Annotated in this window: 16 protein-coding genes; 9 read left to right on the top strand and 7 right to left on the bottom strand. The window is 67.8% G+C overall.

The genetic code is table 11. The features are described from left to right. Positions 1-352: 352 nt before the first annotated feature. A complete protein-coding gene (locus tag NP80_RS07590) occupies positions 353-769 on the bottom strand; it encodes a DUF3995 domain-containing protein (RefSeq protein ID WP_006410420.1) in 417 nt (138 codons plus the stop codon). A 313-nt stretch (positions 770-1,082) separates the two neighbouring features. Between NP80_RS07590 and ald the strand changes: the two genes are divergently transcribed. Then, on the top strand, positions 1,083-2,198 hold the full coding sequence (gene ald / locus NP80_RS07585; protein WP_006403699.1) for an alanine dehydrogenase: 1,116 nt from the start codon (positions 1,083-1,085) through the stop codon (positions 2,196-2,198). A 36-nt stretch (positions 2,199-2,234) separates the two neighbouring features. Here ald and polX read toward each other — a convergent pair whose 3' ends face one another. The 4 genes from polX to NP80_RS07565 all read right to left on the bottom strand — a co-directional run bounded on the left by polX (position 2,235) and on the right by NP80_RS07565 (position 7,094). Beyond that, on the bottom strand, positions 2,235-3,998 hold the full coding sequence (gene polX, locus NP80_RS07580; RefSeq protein ID WP_006410422.1) for a DNA polymerase/3'-5' exonuclease PolX: 1,764 nt from the start codon (positions 3,996-3,998) through the stop codon (positions 2,235-2,237). Between the two features lie 111 nt (positions 3,999-4,109). Further along, positions 4,110-4,502: a TraR/DksA family transcriptional regulator gene (locus NP80_RS07575; RefSeq protein ID WP_006410426.1), complete on the bottom strand. Its 393-nt coding sequence runs from the start codon at positions 4,500-4,502 to the stop codon at positions 4,110-4,112. Positions 4,503-4,896: 394 nt separating this feature from the next. Then, positions 4,897-6,300 carry an undecaprenyl-phosphate glucose phosphotransferase gene (locus NP80_RS07570; protein ID WP_035947109.1) on the bottom strand — a complete coding sequence of 468 codons (1,404 nt, stop codon included), beginning with the start codon at positions 6,298-6,300 and terminating at the stop codon, positions 4,897-4,899. A gap of 11 nt (positions 6,301-6,311) precedes the next feature. Next, positions 6,312-7,094: a Crp/Fnr family transcriptional regulator gene (locus NP80_RS07565; protein WP_006410425.1), complete on the bottom strand. Its 783-nt coding sequence runs from the start codon at positions 7,092-7,094 to the stop codon at positions 6,312-6,314. Between the two features lie 939 nt (positions 7,095-8,033). On the opposite strand from NP80_RS07565, the gene NP80_RS07560 reads away from it, so the two are divergent. The 6 genes from NP80_RS07560 (at position 8,034) to NP80_RS07535 (ending at position 14,888) form a co-directional block, all read left to right on the top strand. Beyond that, positions 8,034-8,774 (top strand): Crp/Fnr family transcriptional regulator, encoded by a 741-nt coding sequence (locus NP80_RS07560; RefSeq protein ID WP_006402403.1) that lies wholly within the window; start codon positions 8,034-8,036, stop codon positions 8,772-8,774. A gap of 169 nt (positions 8,775-8,943) precedes the next feature. Further along, positions 8,944-9,195, top strand: coding sequence for an acyl carrier protein (locus tag NP80_RS07555; RefSeq protein ID WP_006403703.1), 252 nt, complete (start codon positions 8,944-8,946; stop codon positions 9,193-9,195). Next, positions 9,192-10,388, top strand: a complete 1,197-nt coding sequence (locus NP80_RS07550; protein ID WP_006403704.1) for an acyl-CoA dehydrogenase family protein — start codon at positions 9,192-9,194, stop codon at positions 10,386-10,388. Before NP80_RS07555 ends, NP80_RS07550 begins: the two co-directional genes overlap by 4 nt. Beyond that, complete coding sequence (locus NP80_RS07545) at positions 10,385-11,362, top strand: amino acid--[acyl-carrier-protein] ligase (RefSeq protein ID WP_006403705.1); 978 nt, start codon at positions 10,385-10,387, stop codon at positions 11,360-11,362. The genes NP80_RS07550 and NP80_RS07545 overlap by 4 nt, the downstream gene beginning before the upstream one ends. Further along, on the top strand, positions 11,359-12,414 hold the full coding sequence (locus NP80_RS07540; RefSeq protein WP_006403706.1) for a DUF1839 family protein: 1,056 nt from the start codon (positions 11,359-11,361) through the stop codon (positions 12,412-12,414). Before NP80_RS07545 ends, NP80_RS07540 begins: the two co-directional genes overlap by 4 nt. Then, a complete protein-coding gene (locus NP80_RS07535) occupies positions 12,411-14,888 on the top strand; it encodes a glycoside hydrolase family 2 protein (RefSeq protein WP_045593532.1) in 2,478 nt (825 codons plus the stop codon). The genes NP80_RS07540 and NP80_RS07535 overlap by 4 nt, the downstream gene beginning before the upstream one ends. A 113-nt stretch (positions 14,889-15,001) precedes the next feature. Here NP80_RS07535 and NP80_RS07530 read toward each other — a convergent pair whose 3' ends face one another. Continuing rightward, positions 15,002-16,393 (bottom strand): sigma-54 dependent transcriptional regulator, encoded by a 1,392-nt coding sequence (locus tag NP80_RS07530; RefSeq protein ID WP_035487738.1) that lies wholly within the window; start codon positions 16,391-16,393, stop codon positions 15,002-15,004. A 1,412-nt stretch (positions 16,394-17,805) separates the two neighbouring features. On the opposite strand from NP80_RS07530, the gene NP80_RS07525 reads away from it, so the two are divergent. Then, entirely contained in the window at positions 17,806-18,390 is a 585-nt protein-coding gene (locus tag NP80_RS07525; RefSeq protein WP_006403710.1) for a GNAT family protein, read from the top strand. Then, positions 18,387-19,994, top strand: a complete 1,608-nt coding sequence (locus NP80_RS07520; protein ID WP_006410322.1) for a mannose-1-phosphate guanylyltransferase/mannose-6-phosphate isomerase — start codon at positions 18,387-18,389, stop codon at positions 19,992-19,994. The genes NP80_RS07525 and NP80_RS07520 overlap by 4 nt, the downstream gene beginning before the upstream one ends. Before the next feature lie 155 nt (positions 19,995-20,149). Here the strand turns inward: NP80_RS07520 and NP80_RS07515 are convergent, their stop codons facing one another. Beyond that, positions 20,150-21,421 carry a right-handed parallel beta-helix repeat-containing protein gene (locus NP80_RS07515; RefSeq protein WP_035947004.1) on the bottom strand — a complete coding sequence of 424 codons (1,272 nt, stop codon included), beginning with the start codon at positions 21,419-21,421 and terminating at the stop codon, positions 20,150-20,152. Between the last annotated feature and the right edge of the window lie 441 nt (positions 21,422-21,862).

Here is a 21,862-nt window from a genome sequence, read left to right as displayed (position 1 = left end):
TTCGACACGGGCGCCGACCGCGCAGGCGGCGGCGCCCTCTCACGCTGCCACGCGCTCGATCGGCGGCGCGCGGCGGGTTCGACCTCTTCACGGGCCTGATTGGCGGACGGCTCGGGCCTGCCGGCCGCGTCCGTCCGTCGTCGCCATGGCTCTCATTCAACTTAGACGCCGCACTTGCGTGTCGCAAGCGCAACGTGCACGACCCTCATTCGAGACATGGGCGACGAGTGCCGCGCATTATATATGGAACCGGTTCCATTTCTATCGAAACAGATGCAATTGATTGCAGCGAAAACCGCAACAATTGAAAAAACGGGGCGGCGGCCACGTGGGCTGCAGCTCGCCGCAGCGCTCAGCGCCGCCACGCCATCGACGCGATCGACAGCGCGAGCGCCGCGCACAGCGGCGAGTAGTACAGCGTGTCCATCCGGGCAAAGCGCGAGCCGCGAATCCGCTTGAAAAAGCCGACGTAACGGAAATCGCCGACGGCGCGCACCGCGAACATCAATGCGAGTACGACGATCGCGATGCCGCTCGCGCCCGGATAACGGCCCGGCCACACCCACCCTGCGTGCGCGGCGACGACGCATGCCGCTGCGAGCAGCGCGGCCGCGATCGTGCAGGTGCCGGCCGTGCTCGGATGCAGCAACGGCACGCCGTCGTGTTCGGGTATCGCCGCACGCTTGCCGCGCCGTCCGCCGCATGCCCAATAGACGTGGACAAGCGCGATCGCGCAGAGCGTCGGCACGCTGAAATACGCAGCGATCATGTCGCGCGGTTCCTCGTATCGTGTGACAAGTGCTTCGCGTCGTGCCGCTTCGGCGCGCACACGCAACGCGTGTGCATCACGATATCGAAACGCCGCCGTTCGTGCATCGACACGCGCGAGCCGTGCCGCACTGCGGCTTGACTTCGGTCAGCCCGTCGCTACCTTTTAGAGCTGTGCTGCAGTCGCGCGCACGACGCGCGCGCAGCGTCCGGCCGACGGAACGCGCGTCGCACAACGACACGCGCGAACGCAACTGCATCGCCCCATCGATCCGCGGCACGGCGACGATAACGACAACCGTTGGAGACGACTCATGCTGATCGGTGTGCCGAAAGAGATCAAGAACCACGAATACCGCGTCGGCCTGACGCCCGCCGGTGCACGCGAGCTCACGCGGCATGGCCACAAGGTGCTCGTGCAGCGCGGTGCGGGCACCGCGATCGGCCTGCTCGACGACGACTACGTCGCCGCCGGCGCAGCACTGTGCGACGGCGCCGAGGAAGTGTTTGCGCGCGCCGACATGATCGTCAAGGTGAAGGAGCCACAGCCCGCCGAATGCGCGATGCTGCGGCGCGGCCAGGTTCTGTACGCCTATCTGCATCTCGCGCCCGATCCGGAACAGGCGGCCGCACTCGTGAAGTCTGGCGCCGTGTGCATCGCCTACGAAACCGTGACCGGGCCCGGCGGCGGCCTGCCGCTGCTCGCGCCGATGAGCGAAGTCGCCGGCCGCATGTCGATCCAGGTCGCGGCCACGCATCTCGAAAGCCCGCGCGGCGGGCGCGGCATGCTGATGGCGGGCGTGCCCGGCGTGCCCGCTGCGCACGTCGTCGTGCTCGGCGCGGGCGTCGTCGGCACCGGCGCCTTGCAGATGGCGGTCGGCCTCGGCGCGCGCGTGACGGTGCTCGATACCAACGTGAGCCGGCTGCGGCAGCTCGACCTGATCTTCGCGAACCGGATCGCGACCGTCTGCTCGAATGCGCAGACGATCGACGAAGCGATCCGCGATGCGGACGTCGTGATCGGCGCGGTGCTGGTACCCGGTGCGTCGGCACCGCGGCTCGTCACGCGCGACATGATCGCGACGATGCGGGCCGGCGCGGTCGTCGTCGACGTCGCGATCGATCAGGGCGGCTGCTTCGAGACCTCGCATCCGACCACGCACGCGGATCCGACCTTCGTCGTCGACGGCGTCGTTCACTACTGCGTCGCGAACATGCCGGGCGCGGTCGCACGCACGTCGACGTTCGCGCTGAACAACGCGACGCTCGGCCACGCACTCGCGCTCGCCGACAAGGGCTGGAAACAGGCGATGATCGACGATCCGCATCTGCGCGCGGGGCTGAACGTCTGCGACGGGCACATCACGTACGAAGCAGTTGCACAGGCGCTGCGGCTGCCGTACGTGCCGGCGATCGACGTGCTCGCGTGATCGCGCGACGGCGCGGCACGCGCCGACCCGTTGCGTTCACGTGCCGTTGCGGCGGCGCTGCGCCGGGCTTCTGTCCGCCGCGCGCGCGAGCAGCGGGCGCAGCTGCGCGAGCGTGCGTGTGTTGAGCACGTCGCGCGGCGTCAACCAGCCGCGCCGTGCCTGATCGACGCCGCCGTCGAGATAGCCGAGTTCGTCCGCGCTCATCGCGTCCGATCCGATCGCGACCGGCACGCCGGCCTTCGCGGCCTCGCGGCACCAGACGTCCGGCAAGTCGAGCCGCTGCGGCTGCGCATCGAGTTCGACGCTGCAGCCGCGCGCCGCCGCGTGCGCGATCACGCGCGGCAGATCGACGTCGCATCCGTCGCGCTCGCCGAGCAAGCGGCCGGCAGGATGCGCGACGATCGTCAGATGCGGATCGTCGATCGCGCGCAGCATCCGCGCGGTCTGTGCGTCGCGCGGCAGATCGAAGCCGTCGCGCACCGCACCGACGACGATCTCGAGCCGGTCGAGCACATCGGCCGGCACGTCGAGGCTGCCGTCGTCGCGTATGCCGGCCTCGACGCCTTTCAGCAGCACGAAGTCGTCGAACGATGCGTTGAGCCGATCGATCTCGTCGAGCTGCCGGAGCAGCCACGTGAAATCCGCCGTACGGCCGCGGCCCGCATCGGGTGCGCGATCGGTCACGGCAAGATAGCCGAGCCCGCGCGAACGCGCGGCCCGAGCGATCGCGTGCAGGCTGTCGCGACCGCCGGATGCGTCGGTATGCACGTGGAAGTCGCCATGAAGATCGCTGCGCTCGACGAGCGTCGGCAGCGTGCCGGCGCGCGCCGCGTCGATCTCGCCGCGCCCTTCGCGCAGCTCGGGCGGCACCCACTGCAGGCCGATCGCGTCGTAGACCGACGCTTCCGTCGCACCGGCGATCCGCTCTTCGCCGCGAAACACGCCGTACTCGTTGATCTTCAGCCCGGCCGCCTGGGCGATCCGGCGCAGCGCGATGTTGTGCGCTTTCGAACCGGTGAAGTAGACGAGCGCCGCGCCGAAAGCATCCGCATCGACGACGCGCAGGTCGACCTGCAGCCCGCACGCCAGCACGATGCTCGAGCGCGTCTTGCCCTTCGCGAGCACGCGTTCGACCGCGTCGCCGCGCGTGAAGGCATCGGCGACGGCGGCCGCGTCGCGCGCCGATACCAGAATGTCGAGATCGCCGACCGTCTCGCGACGCCGCCGCACGCTGCCGGCTGCCACCGCCTCGATTACGCCCGGCAGCGCGCGCAGCCGTTCGAGCAGCGGCGCGAGTACGCCGGTCGCGGCCGGTAGCAGACAGCGCCGCGGCGTACGGCGCAAGCGTTCGTCGAGCGCGTCGAGCAGCTGCGCTTCGGTTTTCGCGCCGAAACCGGGCAGCGCACGCACGTGCCCGTTCTTGGTTTCGACGCGCAGCTGTTCGAGCGTTTCGATTCGCAAGGCATCGTGCAGCGCCTTCACGCGTTTCGCACCGAGCCCCGGCACGTCGAGCAGCTGAACGATCGCGCCGGGCAGCGCGCGGCGCAGCGTCTGCTGCAAATCGCAGGTGCCCGTCTGCGCAATCTCGCGCAGCTTCGACGCGAGATCCGGGCCGATCGACGGAATCCGCACGAGCTGGCCGCCGTCGGCGAGCATCGACGGAATGTCACGGCCGTAGTCGGCAATCGTGCGTGCGGCGTTGCGATACGCGCGGACCCGGAACGGATTCGCGCCCTGAATCTCGAGCATGTCCGCGATTTCGGCGAAGACGGCCGCACATTCGGCATTGTGAATCCGCATGATCGGCGTGGCCCCCCTTCCACGTAGATGACGCCGCCCGGCGTCGGGCCCGCGCTTCCATCGTACGCCCGCCGCGCGATGTGTGCCGCGTCGTCCGACCGCGACGCCGCGTTACAGCGACGCGCGCGGCGCCGTCGCGTATCGCCGTTCGTACAACGCCTGGCACTGCGTGCATCGTTCGGCCGTCGGCCGCGCCCGCAGCCGCGCGTAGCCGACCGGGCCGTCGCAATCGATGCACTCGCCGTAGCTGCCGTCGACCATGCGCTGCTGCGCACGCCGAATCGCGCGCAGCTCGGCCAGCTTCATGCCGATCAGCGCGTGATCGACGTCGACGAAAAGATCCGCGTTCGCTTCGTCGCCTTCGTCCGGCGATGCGCCGGCCAGCTCCGCATACGATTCCGATGCGCGCTGGTCTTCGCTCGCGCGAAGCTCCGCGCGCAATGCCTGCTCGCATTCGTTGAGCCGCTGCAGCAGTGCGTGCCGTTGCCGTTCGTCGAGCGCCATCGTCGTCTCCTGTTCCGGATTTCGCGTGCGCCTGCCGCGCACGCGCCGAGGCGCGGCGGCCAACGCGAACGACGCGCGCCGCTGCGATCGGATGCTGCCGCGCGTGCAGGGCACGCCGCGCGCATTCGATGCAGCATAAACCCAACCGGGCGGCACGTGTTGATCCGAACGGGCTGCGCGCGCCGCCCGAGCAGGGGCGGCGCAAAAACCGGGGACGGACGCGAAAACGCAGCGCGCACGCATGCCGAAACGCGCGGCGGACGGCCCTGCTTCGACCTCCATCGGCATCGTGCGGCTCGACGCATTGCCGGATGTCAAACCGCACGCGTTGCGCAATCTGGTTGCGCATGCAACGTTCCACGCAATGCGCTCGACCGTGCCCTTCATGAATCGATCAGAACGCATTGCGGCCGATGAAGCCGCGCACGATCGTCATCAGGATGATCTTCATGTCGAACCAGAAGCTCCAGTTCTGCATGTAGAACAGGTCGAACTTTACGCGCGCGGCCATCGCCTCGACCTTGCGCGTCTCGCCGCGATAGCCGTTCACCTGCGCCCATCCGGTGATGCCGGGCCGCACGCGATAGCGGTACATGTAGCAGTCGATCAGCTGCCGGTATAAATCGTCGTGCTCGATCGCATGCGGCCGCGGGCCGACGACCGACATCTGGCCGAACAGCACGTTGAAGAATTGCGGCAGCTCGTCGAGCGACGTGCGGCGCAGAAACGCGCCGACCGGCGTCACGCGCGAGTCATTGCGCGAGGCCTGCCGCAGCACGCCGGGCTGCTCGCGATGCACGCGCATCGTCCTGAACTTCAGGATATGGAACTCGCGGCCGTCGATCCCCTTGCGGCGCTGCCGGAACAGCACCGGACCCGGCGACGACAGCTTGACGGCGATCGCGAGCGCCGCCATCAGCGGCATCAGCGGTACCAGCACCGCGGCGGCGAACAGCCGGTCGAACGCGAACTTCGCCCACATCTCCGGCGCGGAGCGCGGCGTCGTCGCGAGATTGATCGCCGGCATGCCGAGCACGTCGGTCGCGGAACGGTCGACGATCGACATATGACGCACGTCGGGCAGCAGGCGCAATTGCACGAACTCGTCGCGCAGTTCGCGGACGATCCGCTGAATCCGCCATTCGTGCGACATCGGCAGCGTGAGCCACACCTCGTCGATTTCGCCGTCGTGGATTCGCTGCCGCAGCGTGTGCCAGTCGCCGATCACCGGCACGCCGCCGATATCGGCGGCCGCACCGGGCGCATCGTCGTCGAACACGTACGCGGGCACGTACGGCCCCTGCGTCGCGAGCCGCATGCGCTCGATCGCGACGCGGCCGTATCCGGTCGCGCCGACCACCGCGACGCGGCGCCGATGCGCGCGTGCCTCGGGACGCCTGGCCGCGACCGCGAGCAGCGCGACCCTGCCGAGCAGCAATGCCGCGTCGGCGGCCAGCACGGTTTCGACGATCCACTGCATCGTGATCGTGCCGCCGCGATTCATGATCCAGACGCCCGTCGCGATCGTCAGTACGCTCGCGCACACGATCGCGGCAATCGTGCCGCTCAATGCCTGCTCGCGTTCGCGCGCGCTTGCGCCGTCGCCCGTCTCGCGCAGCGCGCGCGGCAGCAGCGCGACGCTCAGCACGCAGAGCAACACGATCGCGCCGCGGCGCGCGTCGGACAGATCGCTCCATGCGAGCCCGGCCGCGGCCTGCGCAGCCAGCGCGCCGGCGAGCACGAGCACGACGTCGGCCGCCGCGATCCCGGCGCGGCGCGCCACACCCGTTCCTCTCATCTCCGCCGCCCTCACGCGCTGTGTGCCGCCGCGCCGCAGCGCACCTCCGTCAGACGCGGACGTACCGACATCGGGCGCGCGCCGCTGCGCGAGCCGAGCAGCCGATCATAATCGGCGCGGATCATGTCGTAGCACTCGCATGCGTGACGCTCGAGACCGCCGCGATCGAGCACCGTGATGCGTCCGCGGCGCTGCCGGATCAGTCCGGCCTCCTGCAGGCTGCCGGCCGCTTCCGTCACGCCTTCGCGCCGCACGCCGAGCATGTTTGCGATCGTCTGCTGCGTGACGGCGAGCTCGTCGCCTTCGATCCGGTCGTGCGCGAGCAGCAACCAGCGGCTCAGTTGCTCGCTGACCGAATGATGGCGATTGCAGAGTGCACTGCGTGAGATCTGCGCCATCGTCGCCTGACAATAGTTGAGGAGCAGCCGGTACGTCGCCGGCGAACGTTCGAATTCCGTGCGCATCACGCAGGTCGGCACGCGGTACGCCATCCCGCCGATACGCACCTCGACGCGGTTAGACACCGCCGCCCCGCCGACCATCGTCGCGAGCCCGACCACACCTTCCCGGCCGACGACCGCCACCTCGACCATCGCGCCGTCTTCCATCAAGTGCTGCACCGACATCATCGCCGTCGTCGGGAAATGCACGTGACGCATCGGTTCGCCGACCCGGTCCAGCATGCCGGGCTTGACCCGGACCAGTTCGAGATGCGGTGCGATCGCCCGAATGCTCTCCTCCGGCAGTGCGTCCAGAATGGCATTCGCCGAATAGCTCGATTGAAGATGAAGCATGTCTGTATCCCTCTTATTGTCCGCGCCGCATGCAGACGGTCGGCGGAATTCGTTTTCGTCAAGCGTGTCGGGCGCCATCGGCGGTTGCGGCCTACAACCACGGATCGGACATTGGCGGCTTATCGCCGCCGATGTCGGTCAATCACCCCGTTCGACACGCGAGTCGTAATAAGCGATTTGCGTGCCAATCGCCGTCCGTCCTTAATATATGAATGACGACCGTTTAGAACGCCCGAATGGAGGCCTCCGGAACGATCGAAAACCGTCTCATTTCCGGACACTCGGGCATTCGCTAGACACTCGCGGCTATTCGACTGATCAATAGGCGGGCACCGCGGAAGCCCGCGCAGAATGGCGCTCCGGGCTTGTCGTTCAAATACTTACAGTTGTTTTTCAATCGTTTCCGCGACGTCGGCCGCTGTCTCAGCGCGTCCGCACGCGGTCCCGCGCGACAGTTTCGAACTGTCTCATCTTTGAATCGGCGCTCTAATCAGGGCTTTTGTTAGCCATCCCACAAATGCGTCGCAAACCCCTGATTCGAATGGGAAAGATCTCCTTCCCCAATTAAATGTCAAATAGTGTTTGATGTTGTCTTTCTGTTTTCGAGGCACAATGCTTCATGTCTGGCGATTGGCAACCGGTGATAGGAGAATACGTTTACATCGGTCGATTCCATTTCCGGATGATTAATTCTTAAATAAGGCAAGATCGAATTTCATATAACGTTCTCATTCTTTTTGGATCGTCAAAGTTTGTGAAATGACGTAATGTGCGTTTAGCGGAATTGAGTGCCGTGCTAGCCTTCGTGCGCTATCCGCCTATCCATTTAAACGAACACGACGTGCTTTGCGCGAGATCCGCCGCGACGTCGTGCGCCCACTTATATCGAGGATGCCCGTGACCCATCTGGCCCGTGATGGCGCCGCTCGCACGAGCGGCATGATCGAACTGTCCCACAGCTTCGACGCAAACCGGTTTCTCGCCGCGCTCGACCGCGACGAACGCGCAGCGCTGATTCCTCAGCTTCAACTGGTCCATCTGAAATCGGGGCAAGTGCTGTGCGAGCCCGGCGCCAGGCTGGCCGCCGTCTACCTGCCCGTCACGACCGCGATCTCGCTGCAGTACGTGTCGTCGGGCGGCATGACGCTCGAGGTCGCCGAGATCGGCAGCGAAAGCATCGTCTGCGACGACGTGATCGGCGGCAGCGGCACGATGCCGTGCCGCGCGGTCGCCTGCCGCGACGGCTTCGTCTACCGGCTCGACCGGCAGGCATTCGCCGCGGCGTTCGACGCATCGCCGGTGATTCGTCATCTGGTGTTCGTCAGCGTGCGCCTGCTGATGGCGCAGGTGTCGCAAATCACGTTCTGCAGCCGCCATCACGTGCTGAAACATCAGTTATGCAGATGGTTCATGCTGGCCTATGACCGCTCGCGCAGCATCGAGATTCAGGTCACGCACAGCATGCTCGCGCAGATGCTCGGCGTGCGCCGCGAGACCGTCACCGATGCGGCCGGCGAGATTCAGAAGCTCGGCCTGATCCGGCAATACCGCAGCTCGATCGTGCTCGCCGATCTGCAGGGTCTCGAGAAGATGTCGTGCGGCTGTCGCGCCATCGTGCGCGACGAGATGAAGCGGATCCTGTCGGCCGACAGCGGCGTACCGGCTGCGGCACGCGTTTGACCGTTGTCATGCGTCGGTACTCGAACGCACATCGGGCCTGCCGACTGTAGGTTGGCGAACAGAACACGGCGACCCCGGATGGTCTACTGACGCAGGACTGCCGGGGGGGAGTCAGCGCGCTGCGCCGCTTCTTCCCGTGCGGACGACACCACGCACGCCGGAGTTGCACGTGAAAAACGAAATCAGAGCCGTTCTCAAGCAAGTCGCCCATCTCGAAGCCGCCATCGATTCGATCGGCGACGCCGACGATCTTTACGAAGCGGGCCTGTCGTCGCTCGACACGATCCAGCTGATGCTCGCGCTCGAGCGACAGTTCAACGTCGAAATCCCCGACGAGATGCTGAACCGCAATCTGTTCCGCAGCATCGACTCGTTGGCCGACGCGATCGGTACGCTCCAACGCACCGAGCAATCGGCATGAACGCGATCCTTCCCGAACTCGAAGCGGACGACACCGCGGGCCGGCTCGACGAAGCCGCGCACGCCGTCGCCCGCATCGCCGCGCAGCACGCGGACGCCGTCGATCGCGATGCGCGCTGTCCCGTCGAAGCGATCGAGGCGATGCGCTCGCGCCGCCTGCTGAGCGCGCTCGTGCCGACGCGGCTCGGCGGTATCGGCGCCTCGCTCGCGGAGGTCGCATCGGCGTGTACGATCCTCGGTCGCGCATGTGCATCGTCGGCGATGGTCTTCGCGATGCATCAGATCCAGGTCGCGTGCGTCGTCGACCATGCGGTCGACCACGGCTGGCACAAGCTGTTTCTGCAGCAGCTCGTGCGCCATCAGTGGCTGCTCGCGTCGGCCACGTCGGAAGACGGCGTCGGCGGCAACCTGCGCGCGAGCCAGTGCGCGCTCGAAGCGGACGGCGGCGAATTCCGGCTGCACAAGGCCGCGCCGACGATCTCGTACGGCGAATATGCGGACGGCATTCTGGCCACCGCACGCCGCGACGCCAACGCGCCCGCGTCGGAGCAGGTGCTCGTCACGCTGCTGCGCGACGGCTATACGCTCGCGCGCCGCGGCGACTGGGACACGCTCGGCATGCGCGGCACCTGCAGCAACGGCTTCATGCTCGATGCGCACGGCGCGACCGTGCAATGCCTGCCCGTGCCGTTCGCGCAGATCGCCGAACAGACGATGGTGCCCGTGTCGCACATCCTCTGGGCCGCCGTGTGGATCGGCGTCGCCGGCGACGCGTTCCACCGCGCGCACCAGTTCTTCCGCGCGCAGGCGCGTCAGACCGACGGCGCCTCGTCGCCCGCGTCGCGGCGTCTCGCCGAATCGCTCGCGCTGCTGCAGGCAATGCAGGCGCGCGTCGACAACGTGCTGCGCCTGTACGAGAGCGGCGCGCCGCGCTCGTGGTCGGGCGGCATGGCATGGGCCGCCGAGATCAACACGCTGAAGACCTACGTATCGACGACCGCGCTTCAGGTCGCACACGAAGCGATGATGATCTGCGGGATGGCCGGCTACAAGCACGGCACGCCCTTCAGCGTCGGCCGTCATATTCGAGACCTGCATGCGGCGCCGCTGATGATCAACAACGACCGCATCGCCACCAACACTTCGAGCCTGCTGCTCGCGCTGCGTCCCGCGACGCTGGAGAAACACACGTGAACGATCGCCTCTCCGTAGCCCCCGCCGCCCCGTCCGTTCCCGCGGATGCGCCGCTCGACCGCGCGGGCGTGAACCCGCTGCGCGACGAAATGATCGATGCCGGCCTGCTGGTCTCGACCGGCATCCAGGGCCTGTTCGGCCGCAGCGAAGCGTTCGAGCGCGTCGTCGAAGCGCTCGACGCGTACGTCTCGCGCCTCGGCGCGGACCAGCATGCGGAAGTGCTGCGCTTCCCGCCCGCGATGAGCCGCCTCGAGTTCGAGCGCAGCGAATACATGAAGAGCTTTCCGCAGCTCGCGGGCAGCGTGCATTCGTTCGGCGGCAACGAACACCAGCATCAGCGGCTGCTGCAATGCCTCGAGCGCGGCGAGGACTGGACCGAGAACCAGAAGCCGACCTACGTCGTGATGACGCCGGCCGCGTGCTACCCGATTTACCCGGTCGTCGCGCGTGCAGGTGCGCTGCCGCCGGACGGCCGGATCTTCGACGTGTTCTCGTACTGCTTCCGTCACGAGCCGTCGCTCGATCCGACGCGCATGCAGCTGTTCCGGATGCGCGAGTACGTGCGGATCGGCACGCCCGAGCAGATTCTCGCGTTCCGCCAGACGTGGATCGAACGCGGCACGCAGATGATCGACTCGCTGGGCCTGCCGAACGGGATCGATCTCGCGAACGATCCGTTCTTCGGACGCGGCGGCAAGATCGTCGCCGACAGCCAGCGCGAGCAGAACCTCAAGTTCGAGCTGCTGATCCCGATCGAACACGACGGCCGGCAGACCGCCTGCCTGAGCTTCAACTACCACATGGACCACTTCGGCCTGCTGTGGAACATCCGCACCGCGACCGACGACGTCGCGCACACCGGCTGCGTCGGCTTCGGGCTCGAACGCCTGACGCTCGCGCTGTTCCGCCACCACGGCTTCGACATCGAAGCATGGCCGGCCGACGTGCGCAACGTACTGTGGGGAACGCCATGACATTCGTGTCCCGCGACGGCGAGGATGCGTCGTTCGACGCGGTGCGCCACCGCGCGCGCCACTATCTGCCGCATCCGCTGCATGGCCAGGAGATGGTCTGGAAGCAGACCAACTGCTACGTCGACATGTGGCTCGAGGTGCTCCGGTGGTGGGGCTTGAACCCGTATGCGGCGCTGCCGTTTACGATCGCGCTCGATTTCGAGGGCGATCAGTTCACGTTCTTCAAGTTTCCGCTCGACGAACTCGAACGGCTGTACGGCATCGTCGTGCAGGAGCATTCGATCTACGAGCCGCTCGACCGCCACATCGAGACGCAGGTCGCGCGCGGCCATCTGATGATCGTCGAAGTCGACGCGTGGTTCCTGCCCGATACGCGCGGCATCAGCTATCGCGCGCAGCACACGAAGACGACGATCGGCATCGATGCGATCGACCGCGAGCGCCGCCAGCTCGGCTACTTCCACAACAGCGGCTATTACGTGGCCGAGGGCGACGATTACGACGGGCTCGTCGGCGACGCATCGCCGATGACGCTGCCGCCGTACGTCGAGTGTGCGAAGCGGCGCTTCCCCCCGCTCGACGAACGCGCGCTGTGCGAAGCGTCGCTCGCGCTGCTGCAGCGCCATCTGCGGCGGCTGCCGGTCGTCGATCCGATCGCGGCGTTCCGGTATCAGCTGCGCGACGAAGCGAAGCGTCTCGCCGACGCGCCGATCGAACGCTTTCACGCGTATTCGTTCAACTCGGTCCGGCAGCTCGGCGCGAACTTCGAGCTGTTCGGTCATTACGCGCGCTGGCTGCAGGCGAACGGCTGCATCGGTCCGTTCGCCGACATCCGCAGTGCCTGCGAGCGCATCGCGTCCGAAGCGATGGTGCTCGAGTTCCGGCTCGCGCGCGCCTGTTCGCGCGGCAAGGAAGAGCGCGGCGACGCGACGCTCGACGCGATCGAAGCCGCGTATCACGATCTGATCGCGTGCGCGCGGCAGATCGCGCCGCCGCTGCTGCATCGCGCACCGATACGCCACGACGCGGCGGCGATGCCGCTCGGCCGATGACGCGGTCCGGCGCCGCGCCCGCGTGGTCGATGCTGACGACCGACGCGGGCGCCGCGGACGAACCGCGCGAACTGCCGGCCGAACGAGGCTGGATCGACGCACCGGTGCCCGGTACGGTCGCGCAGGCGCTCGCGCTGGCGGGCCGTACCGACGAGATCGCGTCGCTCGCCGAGCGCGATCACTGGTACCGGACGGAACTGCACGGTCACGGGCCGCGCGTGCTGCGCTTTCACGGCCTCGCGACGCTCGCCGACGTATGGCTCGACGACACGCCGATCCTGCAGTCGTACAGCATGTTCGTCTCGCACGATGTTCCCGTCTCGCTCGACGGCGCGCACCGGCTCTTCGTCCGCTTCCGCGCGCTGGCGCCGCATCTGCGCGAGGTACGCGCGGCGCGGCGCGCACGCTGGCGCACGCGGCTCGCCGAACCGGCCGGCCTGCGCGCGGTGCGCACGTCGCTGCTCGGGCACATGCCCGGCTGGTTTCCGCCCTACGTGCCGACCGGCCCGTGGCGGCCGGTCGACGTGCTCGATCCGACGCTCGGCCCGGTGATCGTGCATCGCGACCTGCAGGCACGCGTCGACGGCGACACCGGCTGGCTCGACGCGGAGCTCGGTTTCGCATCGCCGCTGCCCGACGACGATGCCGTGCGGCTCGCGTGCGGCGAGCACGTCGCGACGCTCGAACGCGTCGCGCCCGACCGCGTACGCGGGAGCGTCGCCATACCGAACGTCAGGCGCTGGTGGCCGCATACGCACGGCGAACCCGCGCTGTACGACGTCGAGCTGCATCTCGGCGGCGAACGCCGCCCGCTCGGCACGACCGGTTTTCGTACGATCGAAGCCGACGCCGGCGCGGACGGCAAGGGCTTTGCGCTGCGCGTCAACGGCGTGCCGGTGTTTGCGCGCGGCGCGTGCTGGAGCAGCGCCGCGCCGCTCGCCTTGCATGCGGACGACGCGACCTACCGGCGTCTGCTCGGCTATGCGCGCGACGCCGGCTTCAACATGATTCGCGTCGGCGGCACGATGACCTACGAAGCCGATGCGTTCCATGCATGGTGCGACCGGCTCGGGCTGCTCGTCTGGCAGGACTTCATGTTTGCAAACTTCGACTATGCGCTCGACGATCCGGCGTTCGCCGAGGTCGTCGATCGCGAAGCCGATCAGTTCCTGCTGCGTCATCGTGCGTCCCCGTCGCTCGCGGTGCTGTGCGGCGGCAGCGAGATCGCGCAGCAGGCCGCGATGTCGGGGCTCGGCACGAAACAGCGCTTTCTCGAGCTGACGGCCGAGCGGCTGGCCGCCCACGCGGCCGCGCGGCGGCCGGACGTCGTGTACGTCTCCGACTCGCCCGACGGCGGCGTGCTGCCGTTCGTGCCGCGCGAGCGCGTGTCGCACTACTACGGCGTCGGCGCGTATCTGCGTCCGCTCGAGGACGCGCGCCGGGCCGACGTGCGCTTCGCGAGCGAATGTCTCGCGTTCGCGAACGTGCCGTCCAACGCGATGCTCGACGAGCTCGGCTGGCCGGGCGTGCACGAGCCGCGCTGGAAGGCGGCGGTGCCGCGCGACCCCGGCACGTCGTGGGATTTCGACGATGTGCGTGACCACTATTTGCGCACGCTGTACGACGTGACGCCCGATCGCCTGCGGCGCGAGGATCCGGCACGCTACTTCGAGCTGTCGCGCGCGGTGATCGCCGACGTGATGCGCGACACCTATTCCGAATGGCGCCGCAACGGGTCGCGCTGCGCCGGCGCGCTCGTCTGGCAGTTTCAGGACGTGATGCCGGGCGCCGGCTGGGGCGTGATCGACGCCTCGCATCGGCCGAAATCGGCATGGTATGCGTTGCGCCAGGTGCTGCAGCCGGTGCAGGTGCTGCTCGTCGACGAAGGGCTGAACGGCCTGGACGTGCACGTGCTCAACGAGCGCCCGGCGCCGCTGTCCGGGACCGTCGAGCTGGTCGCGCTGCGCGACGGCCGCACGCCGGTCGCGCGTGCCGGCTGCCCGGTGCGCATCGCCGCGCACGATACGCTGCGGTTCGGCTCGGCCGAATTGCTCGGCCGGTTTTTCGACTGGACTTACGCGTACCGCTTCGGCCCGTGCGAGCACGACACCGCGGTCGCGACGCTGCGCGCGGACGACGGCACCCTGCTGTCGCAAGCGTTCTACTTCCCGTCGCGCACGCATCCGGTCGTGTTCGCGCGTCGCGAGCTCGGCCTCGAGGCCTGCGTGTCGCGCACCGGGGACGTCTGGCATGTCGACATCGACACGCGCCACGTCGCGCGCCACGTGCAGATCGACGCGCCCGGCTTCGTGCCGCGCGACGACTGGTTCCATCTCGCGCCCGACACACCCGCGCGCGTCGCGCTCGTGCCGCTCGAGGGCGATCCGGCACGCGCGGCGGCCGATACGGCGCCGGTCGTCGAGATCCGTGCGATGAATGCCGCGCGCACCGTGCGCGCGACGCAGGCCGGCTGACGCACGCGCAGCGTGCGCAGCGGCATACCGGCATACCGGTGCACCGCTGCGCCGCGCATATCGAATCGGTTCGATGAAGGTCCGCGGCGCAAGCCGCGGGCGAAGGCGGTCGGTCAGTCGGACGATCCGGTACCGCGCGGCCGCTCGATACCGTAGGCTTCCATCCACCGATACAGCGTCGCGCGAGACACGCCGAGTTCGCGCGCGGAAGCCGCGACGCGGCCGCGCGTGCGCAGCAGCGCGGTTTCGATCGCCTCGCGCTCGATCGACTTGCGCATGTCGGCGACCGACGGCGATGCGGCATCGAGACAGTATTCGAGCTCGAGATCGCGCGCGGTGATCAGGCGCCCTTCGGTCATCACGACCGCGCGACGCACGCGATTGATCAGCTCGCGAACGTTGCCGGGCCAGTCGTGCTTGTACAGCGCCGTGATGGCATCGGTCGAGAAGCCGCGCACGCGATGACGCGCGTCGCCGCGGAAACGTTCGAGCATGTGATGCGCGAGCAGTTCGATGTCCTTGCCACGCGCCCGCAGCGGCGGCTGGTCGATCCGCATCACGCAGAGCCGATGGAACAAGTCAGCGCGGAAGCGCCCTTCTTCCATCGCGTCGCGCAGATCGACGTGCGTCGCCGACACGATCCGCACGTCGACCGGCACCGGATCGCTACCGCCGAGCCGGTGAATCGCGCGCTCCTGCAGGAATCGCAGCAGGCTCGCCTGACTCTCGTGCGGCAGATCGCCGATTTCGTCGAGCAGCAGCGTGCCGCCGTTCGCGGCCTCGACATAGCCGATCTTGCGCGCGTTCGCGCCGGTAAACGCACCGCGCTCGTAGCCGAACAGTTCCGACTGCAGCAGATGCGGCGGAATCGCGCCGCAGTTGACCGCGACGAACGGCCCGTTGCGGCGTTCCGAATGACGGTGAATCGCGACGGCCGTCAGCTCCTTGCCCGTTCCCGTTTCACCGAACACGAACACGGGCGCGTCGGTGCGCGCGAAACGCCGCACGGTATCGAACAGCCGCAGCATCGCGCTGCAGGTGCCGACGATGCCGTGCTCGTCGGATTCGAGCCGTTCGCGATCGCGCGCGAACAGGCATTCCATGCCGTACGCGTGGCCGACCGTATCGGCGATGCGCTGATGCGAGGCCGGCAGCGTGACGTAGTCGAAACAATAATCGCGCAATAACGCACGAACGTTCGGCGAGGCCGTCTGCCCGGCGTCGACGAGCGCGACCCACACGACGTCGCGCATCGAGGCACAGGTCGATGCGATGCTGCCGATCGCGTCGGCGTGGCCGCCGCTGAGATCGAGGATGCCGCAGGTGATCTCGCCGGCGGTGTCGCGCAGCTCGTTCGCATGCGTGACGATCGAGACCTTCCAGTCGCGGCGCGCCAGTTCCTTGCGCAGCATGACGGATGGCGCTTGCGTCCAGTAGATCAGCGGGCGCTGCCCCGCGTCTCTCTCCCCGCCGGCGTTCTTATCGCGCGTTATTGGCATATTCATAACAAACCGTCACTTTCTCCACTCCCGAAACCGTTCGCGTGCGTTGCGGAGGGCGCATGAGCGCCTGTCCGCGCTGCGTTTCCGCAGCTTTGGCGAAGATCGAAACCACGCACGGCGAGAGCCCCCGGAGGTCGAGCCGGATGTTTCCCGGTCCCGTTATCGTACTCGAAGGGAACGCGTGACCTCTTGCGTCACGATGTTCCGGCTTTGATGCGACGTGCCGTCAGGCAAGCACGTCGGCAAACGGGATTTCCGTCCGCATTTGCGTCGCGTCGTACACGACAGCCGCGCCCGATGCTGAACCGGACGGCAGCCAACCCGCTTTCGGGATGGCCGCCCCCTTTCGTTCGCTCCTGAATTTACACCCCGTTCCAAGATGGTCTTGTTACCAAACGCTAAACATCGAATCATTCGATTACGCCGCCGCGTCCCCCGCCGAAACGGCCCTTTAGCGACTGAGATTTGATTATCTATGACCATTCGCGTCAATCGGTGGCAAATACTACTTTTCCCCACGATCGGCGTCGCGGATTGCCGACGATTGTTGCCGGAATCGCGCCGCCGTTGCGCCGGCCGTTCGTATCGTCGAACAATCGTGCCGGCGTCCGGGCGCCGCTGCCGCCCGACGCACGCCGTGCACCGGCCGGCCGTTACAACGTCGTAACGTCCGCGGCTCGCCGGGAACGGAACTCGCTGCGCCCGGCCCCGCGCGTCACGTCGCAGCATCCGGCGCGCACGCGGCGGAGCGAATCGATTCCCATTCACACCCATCGCGGGCGCCGCCGACCTGCGCGCCCGCCCGTCGGCCGCCGCTTGCACGTCGGCCATCGCGGCGGCGGCCGAGGCCGCGCCTCGTTGCGATGCGCCAGGCGCAGGCGGACGGCGCCGCGGCGCGTCCGGAGCATGGGCGACTATAGCTGCGTTCGGCGCGTTCTGCTCAGGCGGCGACGGTCGCGCCGCGACGGCGGGATGCGCATGCCGGCGATCGACGTCGCCGACGCGCGCGGTGCGTTCGATGAAGCGTGCGGCGCGAAACGCGATCGGCTGCGCCATGCAGTCGATCGCACTCGCCGGTGCACGGACGGCGTCGGCGTGCGCGCCCGGTTCACGCTGAACGATCGCAATCATCAAGGACTTCCCCGGTATGTGGAATTCGTATTGGAAATCGACGGCTCGCGTCTTCGACGAGCGCGTCTGAATGCGTTCATTATCGAAAAGCGTCGGTACGGCCGATGTGTGCTATCGCACATAGCATCGCGCCGACGGTGCGTCGGCAATCGCGCGCAACGCCTGCGTCAGTATGCTTTCGAACAGACCTCGCGACATTGCATGCCCATCATCAGTATCGTCGCGCCGCAACGGACGCACGTTCGTGCCGCGACATGCGCAAGGCATCACGCGAGGACTGCATCATGGAATGGCATTGTTGTGAATTCGAACACCTGGGCGCCGTCGATCTCTATGCGATCCTGCGCGCGCGCAACGCCGTGCTCGTCGTCGAGGACGCGCATACGCATCTCGACATCGACGGCAAGGACACGGCCGCGCTGCACGTCTATGCGCGTGTGCCGGCGCAGGACGGCGTCGAAGTCGCCGCATACGCGCGCATCCTGCCCGGCGACGACATCGATCCCGACGTCGTGATCGACAAGGTACTGACGAGCGAAGCGTGCCGCGACGACGACACGCTCGAGCGGCTCGTCGAGCGCGCGCTCGCGGCCGCGCACGTCGCGTGGCCCGACACCGCGATCCGCATCCACGTGCCGGCGGCACGCCAGGCGTTCTACAAACGCTTCGGCTTTCGCAAGGCATACGGCCCGTATCTCGAACAGGGCGCGCCGTTCATCGGCATGGTGCGGCCGGCCGACCGCGCCTCGGGCGCGCTGCGCACGCTGCTGTCGCGCGTCGTGTCGGCAGCCACGCCGGGCGACGACGATACGCGCACGGGCAGCCGCGCGCCGCAACGCCTGCCGGCCGACACGGGAGCAAATCGATGACGCGCACGCTCCGCCCGGTGCCGCAGCCCGATCTGCCGCGCATTCTTCCCGTCATTCTCGCCGGCGGTTCGGGCACGCGGCTCTGGCCGCTGTCGCGCGAACAGCATCCGAAGCAGCTGATCGAGCTGGTCTCGGACGAGTCGCCGCTGTCGGCCACCGCGCGCCGGCTGAACGGGATCGCCAACGCATCGCTCGACGATCGGCTGCTGCTCGTCTGCGGCGAGCAGCATCGCTTCATGAGCGCCGCACAGGTCGTCGGCCGCGGCGCGGGTACCGCGCGCATCCTGCTCGAGCCGAGCGCACGCAACACTGCGCCGGCGCTGACGCTCGCCGCGCTCGACGCATGCGCGGACGCTGACGATCCGGTGCTGGCCGTGATGCCGGCCGACCATGTGATCGTCGACGTCGCCGCTTTCCAGGACGCAGTCGGCCGCGCCGCACGCTACGCGCAGGACGGCGCGATCGTCACGCTCGGCGTGCTGCCGCGCCGGGCCGAAACCGGCTACGGCTACATCCAGGTCGGCGAGCCGCGTGCGGGCCGCCTTGGCGGTCAGGGCGGCTATGCGATCGGACGCTTCGTCGAGAAGCCCGATGCGACGCTCGCCGAACGCTATCTGCAATCGGGCGACTACTGGTGGAACAGCGGCATCTTCGTCACGCGCGCGTCGGTATGGCTGAAGGCGATCGAGGCGCTCGCACCGGAGATTCATGCGGCGTGCGAAGCCGCGTGGCGCGCCGGCGTCGCCGACGATCCGTTCTTCCGCATCGATGCGGCGGCGTTCGACGCGTGTCCGTCCGACTCGATCGACTACGCGGTCATGGAGCGTCTCGCGGACAGCCCGACGCTCGGCATCGACGGCATCGTGGTGCCGCTCGCGGCCGGCTGGTCCGACGTCGGCACGTGGGATGCGATCTGGGAAATCATGCCGAAGGACGCGCACGGCAACGTCGCGCGCGGCACGGTCGTATTCGAGGATACGCACGACAGTCTCGTGCGCTCCGAAGGACGCCTCGTCGCGTGCGTCGGCATGAAGGACGTCGTCGTGATCGAAACGCCCGATGCGGTGCTGGTCGCGAACAAGCACGACGGGCAGCGCGTGAAGAACATCGTCGCGCGGCTGAAGATGGATCGGCGCCCGCAAGTGAGCGAACACCGCAAGGTGCAGCGGCCGTGGGGGCATTACGATTCGATCGATCTCGGCGAGCGCTTCCAGGTGAAGCGGATCGTCGTCGAACCCGGCAAGCAGCTGTCGCTGCAGATGCACTATCACCGCGCCGAGCACTGGATCGTCGTGCGCGGCACCGCGCGCGTCACGCGCGGCAGCGATACGTTCCTGCTCAGCGAGAACGAATCGACGTATATCGCGGTCGGCGAGGTTCACCGGCTCGAGAATCCCGGGCGCATCCCGCTCGAGATCATCGAGGTGCAGTCGGGCGACTATCTCGGCGAGGACGACATCGTGCGCTTCGACGATCAGTACGGACGCGCGGTGGTCGACGCCGGCGCGCCGCGCCGGCCGGCTTCGATCATGCCGCCCGAACCTGCCGAGCGGGCCGAGCCGGCACCGGCCGAGGCAACGACCGAGCGCGACATCGTTCGATAAGTCGCGCGATTCGCGGCGGCGCATGCGCAGAGGTTGCGTGCCGCCGCGCAGCCATGCCTGGCACCCCGTCGCCCGCGCGTTGCATTCGAACGCCGGCCGTCGCGGCCCGCGATGCGCGATCGACCGATTGCTCGGCCGAGCATCGCGCATCGCGATCAGCGCGTCTGCCGAAGCGCTTCGCGCACGCGCGGCAGCGACGACGGATCGGCCCCCGCGGCATCGGCCGCGGCCGACATTGCCTGAGTCGCACCGCCGCATAGCGTGCCGATCATCGCGGACGCCGCCGACACGCCGGGCAACCGCCCAGCCGCGCAACCGTTCGACGAACCGACCCGCACCGGTTGCGCGCCGATCCCAGCGAGCTGATTGTCCGCGAGCCGTACGTCGGACACGTTGCCCCACAGACGAATGGCGTCGAACCGCGTATTCGACACGCGATTGCCGATCACCGTCACGCGCGAGATCTTGCCGGACCACGTGCTGACTTCGATCGCTCCCTGCTGCGTGACCGGGCGCGGATCGGTGCGGTCAGCTTTCGTCTGAATGTCCGAGATCACGTTGTTCTCGATGCGCACGTTCGATGCGCCGTACGTGTGCCAACTGTCTTCCTGCCCGACGAGAATCCCCGAACTCACCTGGACGTTGCGCACGACGTTGTTCGCGATCGTCACGTCGGCGCCGCCGACGACCGTGATGCCGCGGCCCCACGCATTGCCTTCCAGCGAGTTGCCGGTAATCAGTACGTTGCGGCTCAGCGCGCCGTCCTGCTGATAGCTCACGACCGCGATCATGTCGTCGCCGGTGTCGCCGACGACGTTGCGCTGAACCAGCACGTCGCGCGCGCCGTGCGTGATGTGGATGCCGTCCGCGAGCGTCGCGCGCACTTCGTTGCCGACAATCGCGACGGCGCTGCCGCCGAACACGAAGATGCCGGCACTCGCGCCGCCGTCGATCACGTTGCCGAGCACCTGCACGTCGTGGCCCGTCACCTGGATCTTCGTCGACTCGCGCGATCCGAGGCGCGTCGTTCCGGTCCCCTTGAACCGGAACCCGACGAGCGCCGTACCGTCGCCGCGCAATTCGAGCGTCTGGTCGTTCGGCGAGGTCGCGACGAGCGTCGCACCGTTGCCCTGCAGCACGACGTGCGGCTGTCGCACGGTGAGCGAGCGGCCGACGACATAGCGGCCCGGCGCGAACACCAGTCGCTGGCCAGGCCGCAGCATGTCGAACGCGCGTTGCAGTTCGGCCGCCTGGTCCGATCCGTCGGCGGCCGGGCGAACGTGCGCGTCCGGCACGTTCGGACGAACGTCGGCCGCTGCCGACGTGCCGGTCGCCGCGATCGCGTATTGCGGCCATGACAGTCCGCCGGCCGCCAGCATGCCGACGATGGCGGTGTAGCTGACGAGCAGCCGTTGTGAGCGATGCATATCGAATCCTTTTCCGTCGTGCGCGCGCGGCGAATCGTCGATGCGGCGCGCGATACGTGCGATTGAATCATTCGAAACCGGCGTCTCTCGGTGCGTTGCCGGACCGACCGGTTGGCCGATCGCATGCGCTTCGCATCGCGACGGCGCCGCTTGTTGCCGGCAATCTTTCGCGCGCGTTCGCAATTCGGCCAAACAACGAATCATCGTTCAATAAACGTCGCCGTGCGCGGACTTTCTGCGCCGAATCGCCTGATCGGTAAGCCATCGCACCCAGCGCGACAAATGGGCGGCACACAATGATCCGGACCTCAGGATTCGCGCGTCTCGCACGGAAACCGAACCGTGCGCACAGGCCGCGACACCGAGAACCGGAGTACGGATGCGCTGAACGCGACGGACATGCATCGGTAAATCAGGAATACGTAATTCGTTCAACGACGC

The sequence above is a fragment of the Burkholderia multivorans ATCC BAA-247 genome (assembly GCF_000959525.1).
Classification (GTDB): domain Bacteria; phylum Pseudomonadota; class Gammaproteobacteria; order Burkholderiales; family Burkholderiaceae; genus Burkholderia; species Burkholderia multivorans.
The sequence above is the reverse complement of the archived record's forward strand: the minus strand, read 5'-3'. Positions and strand labels throughout refer to the sequence as shown.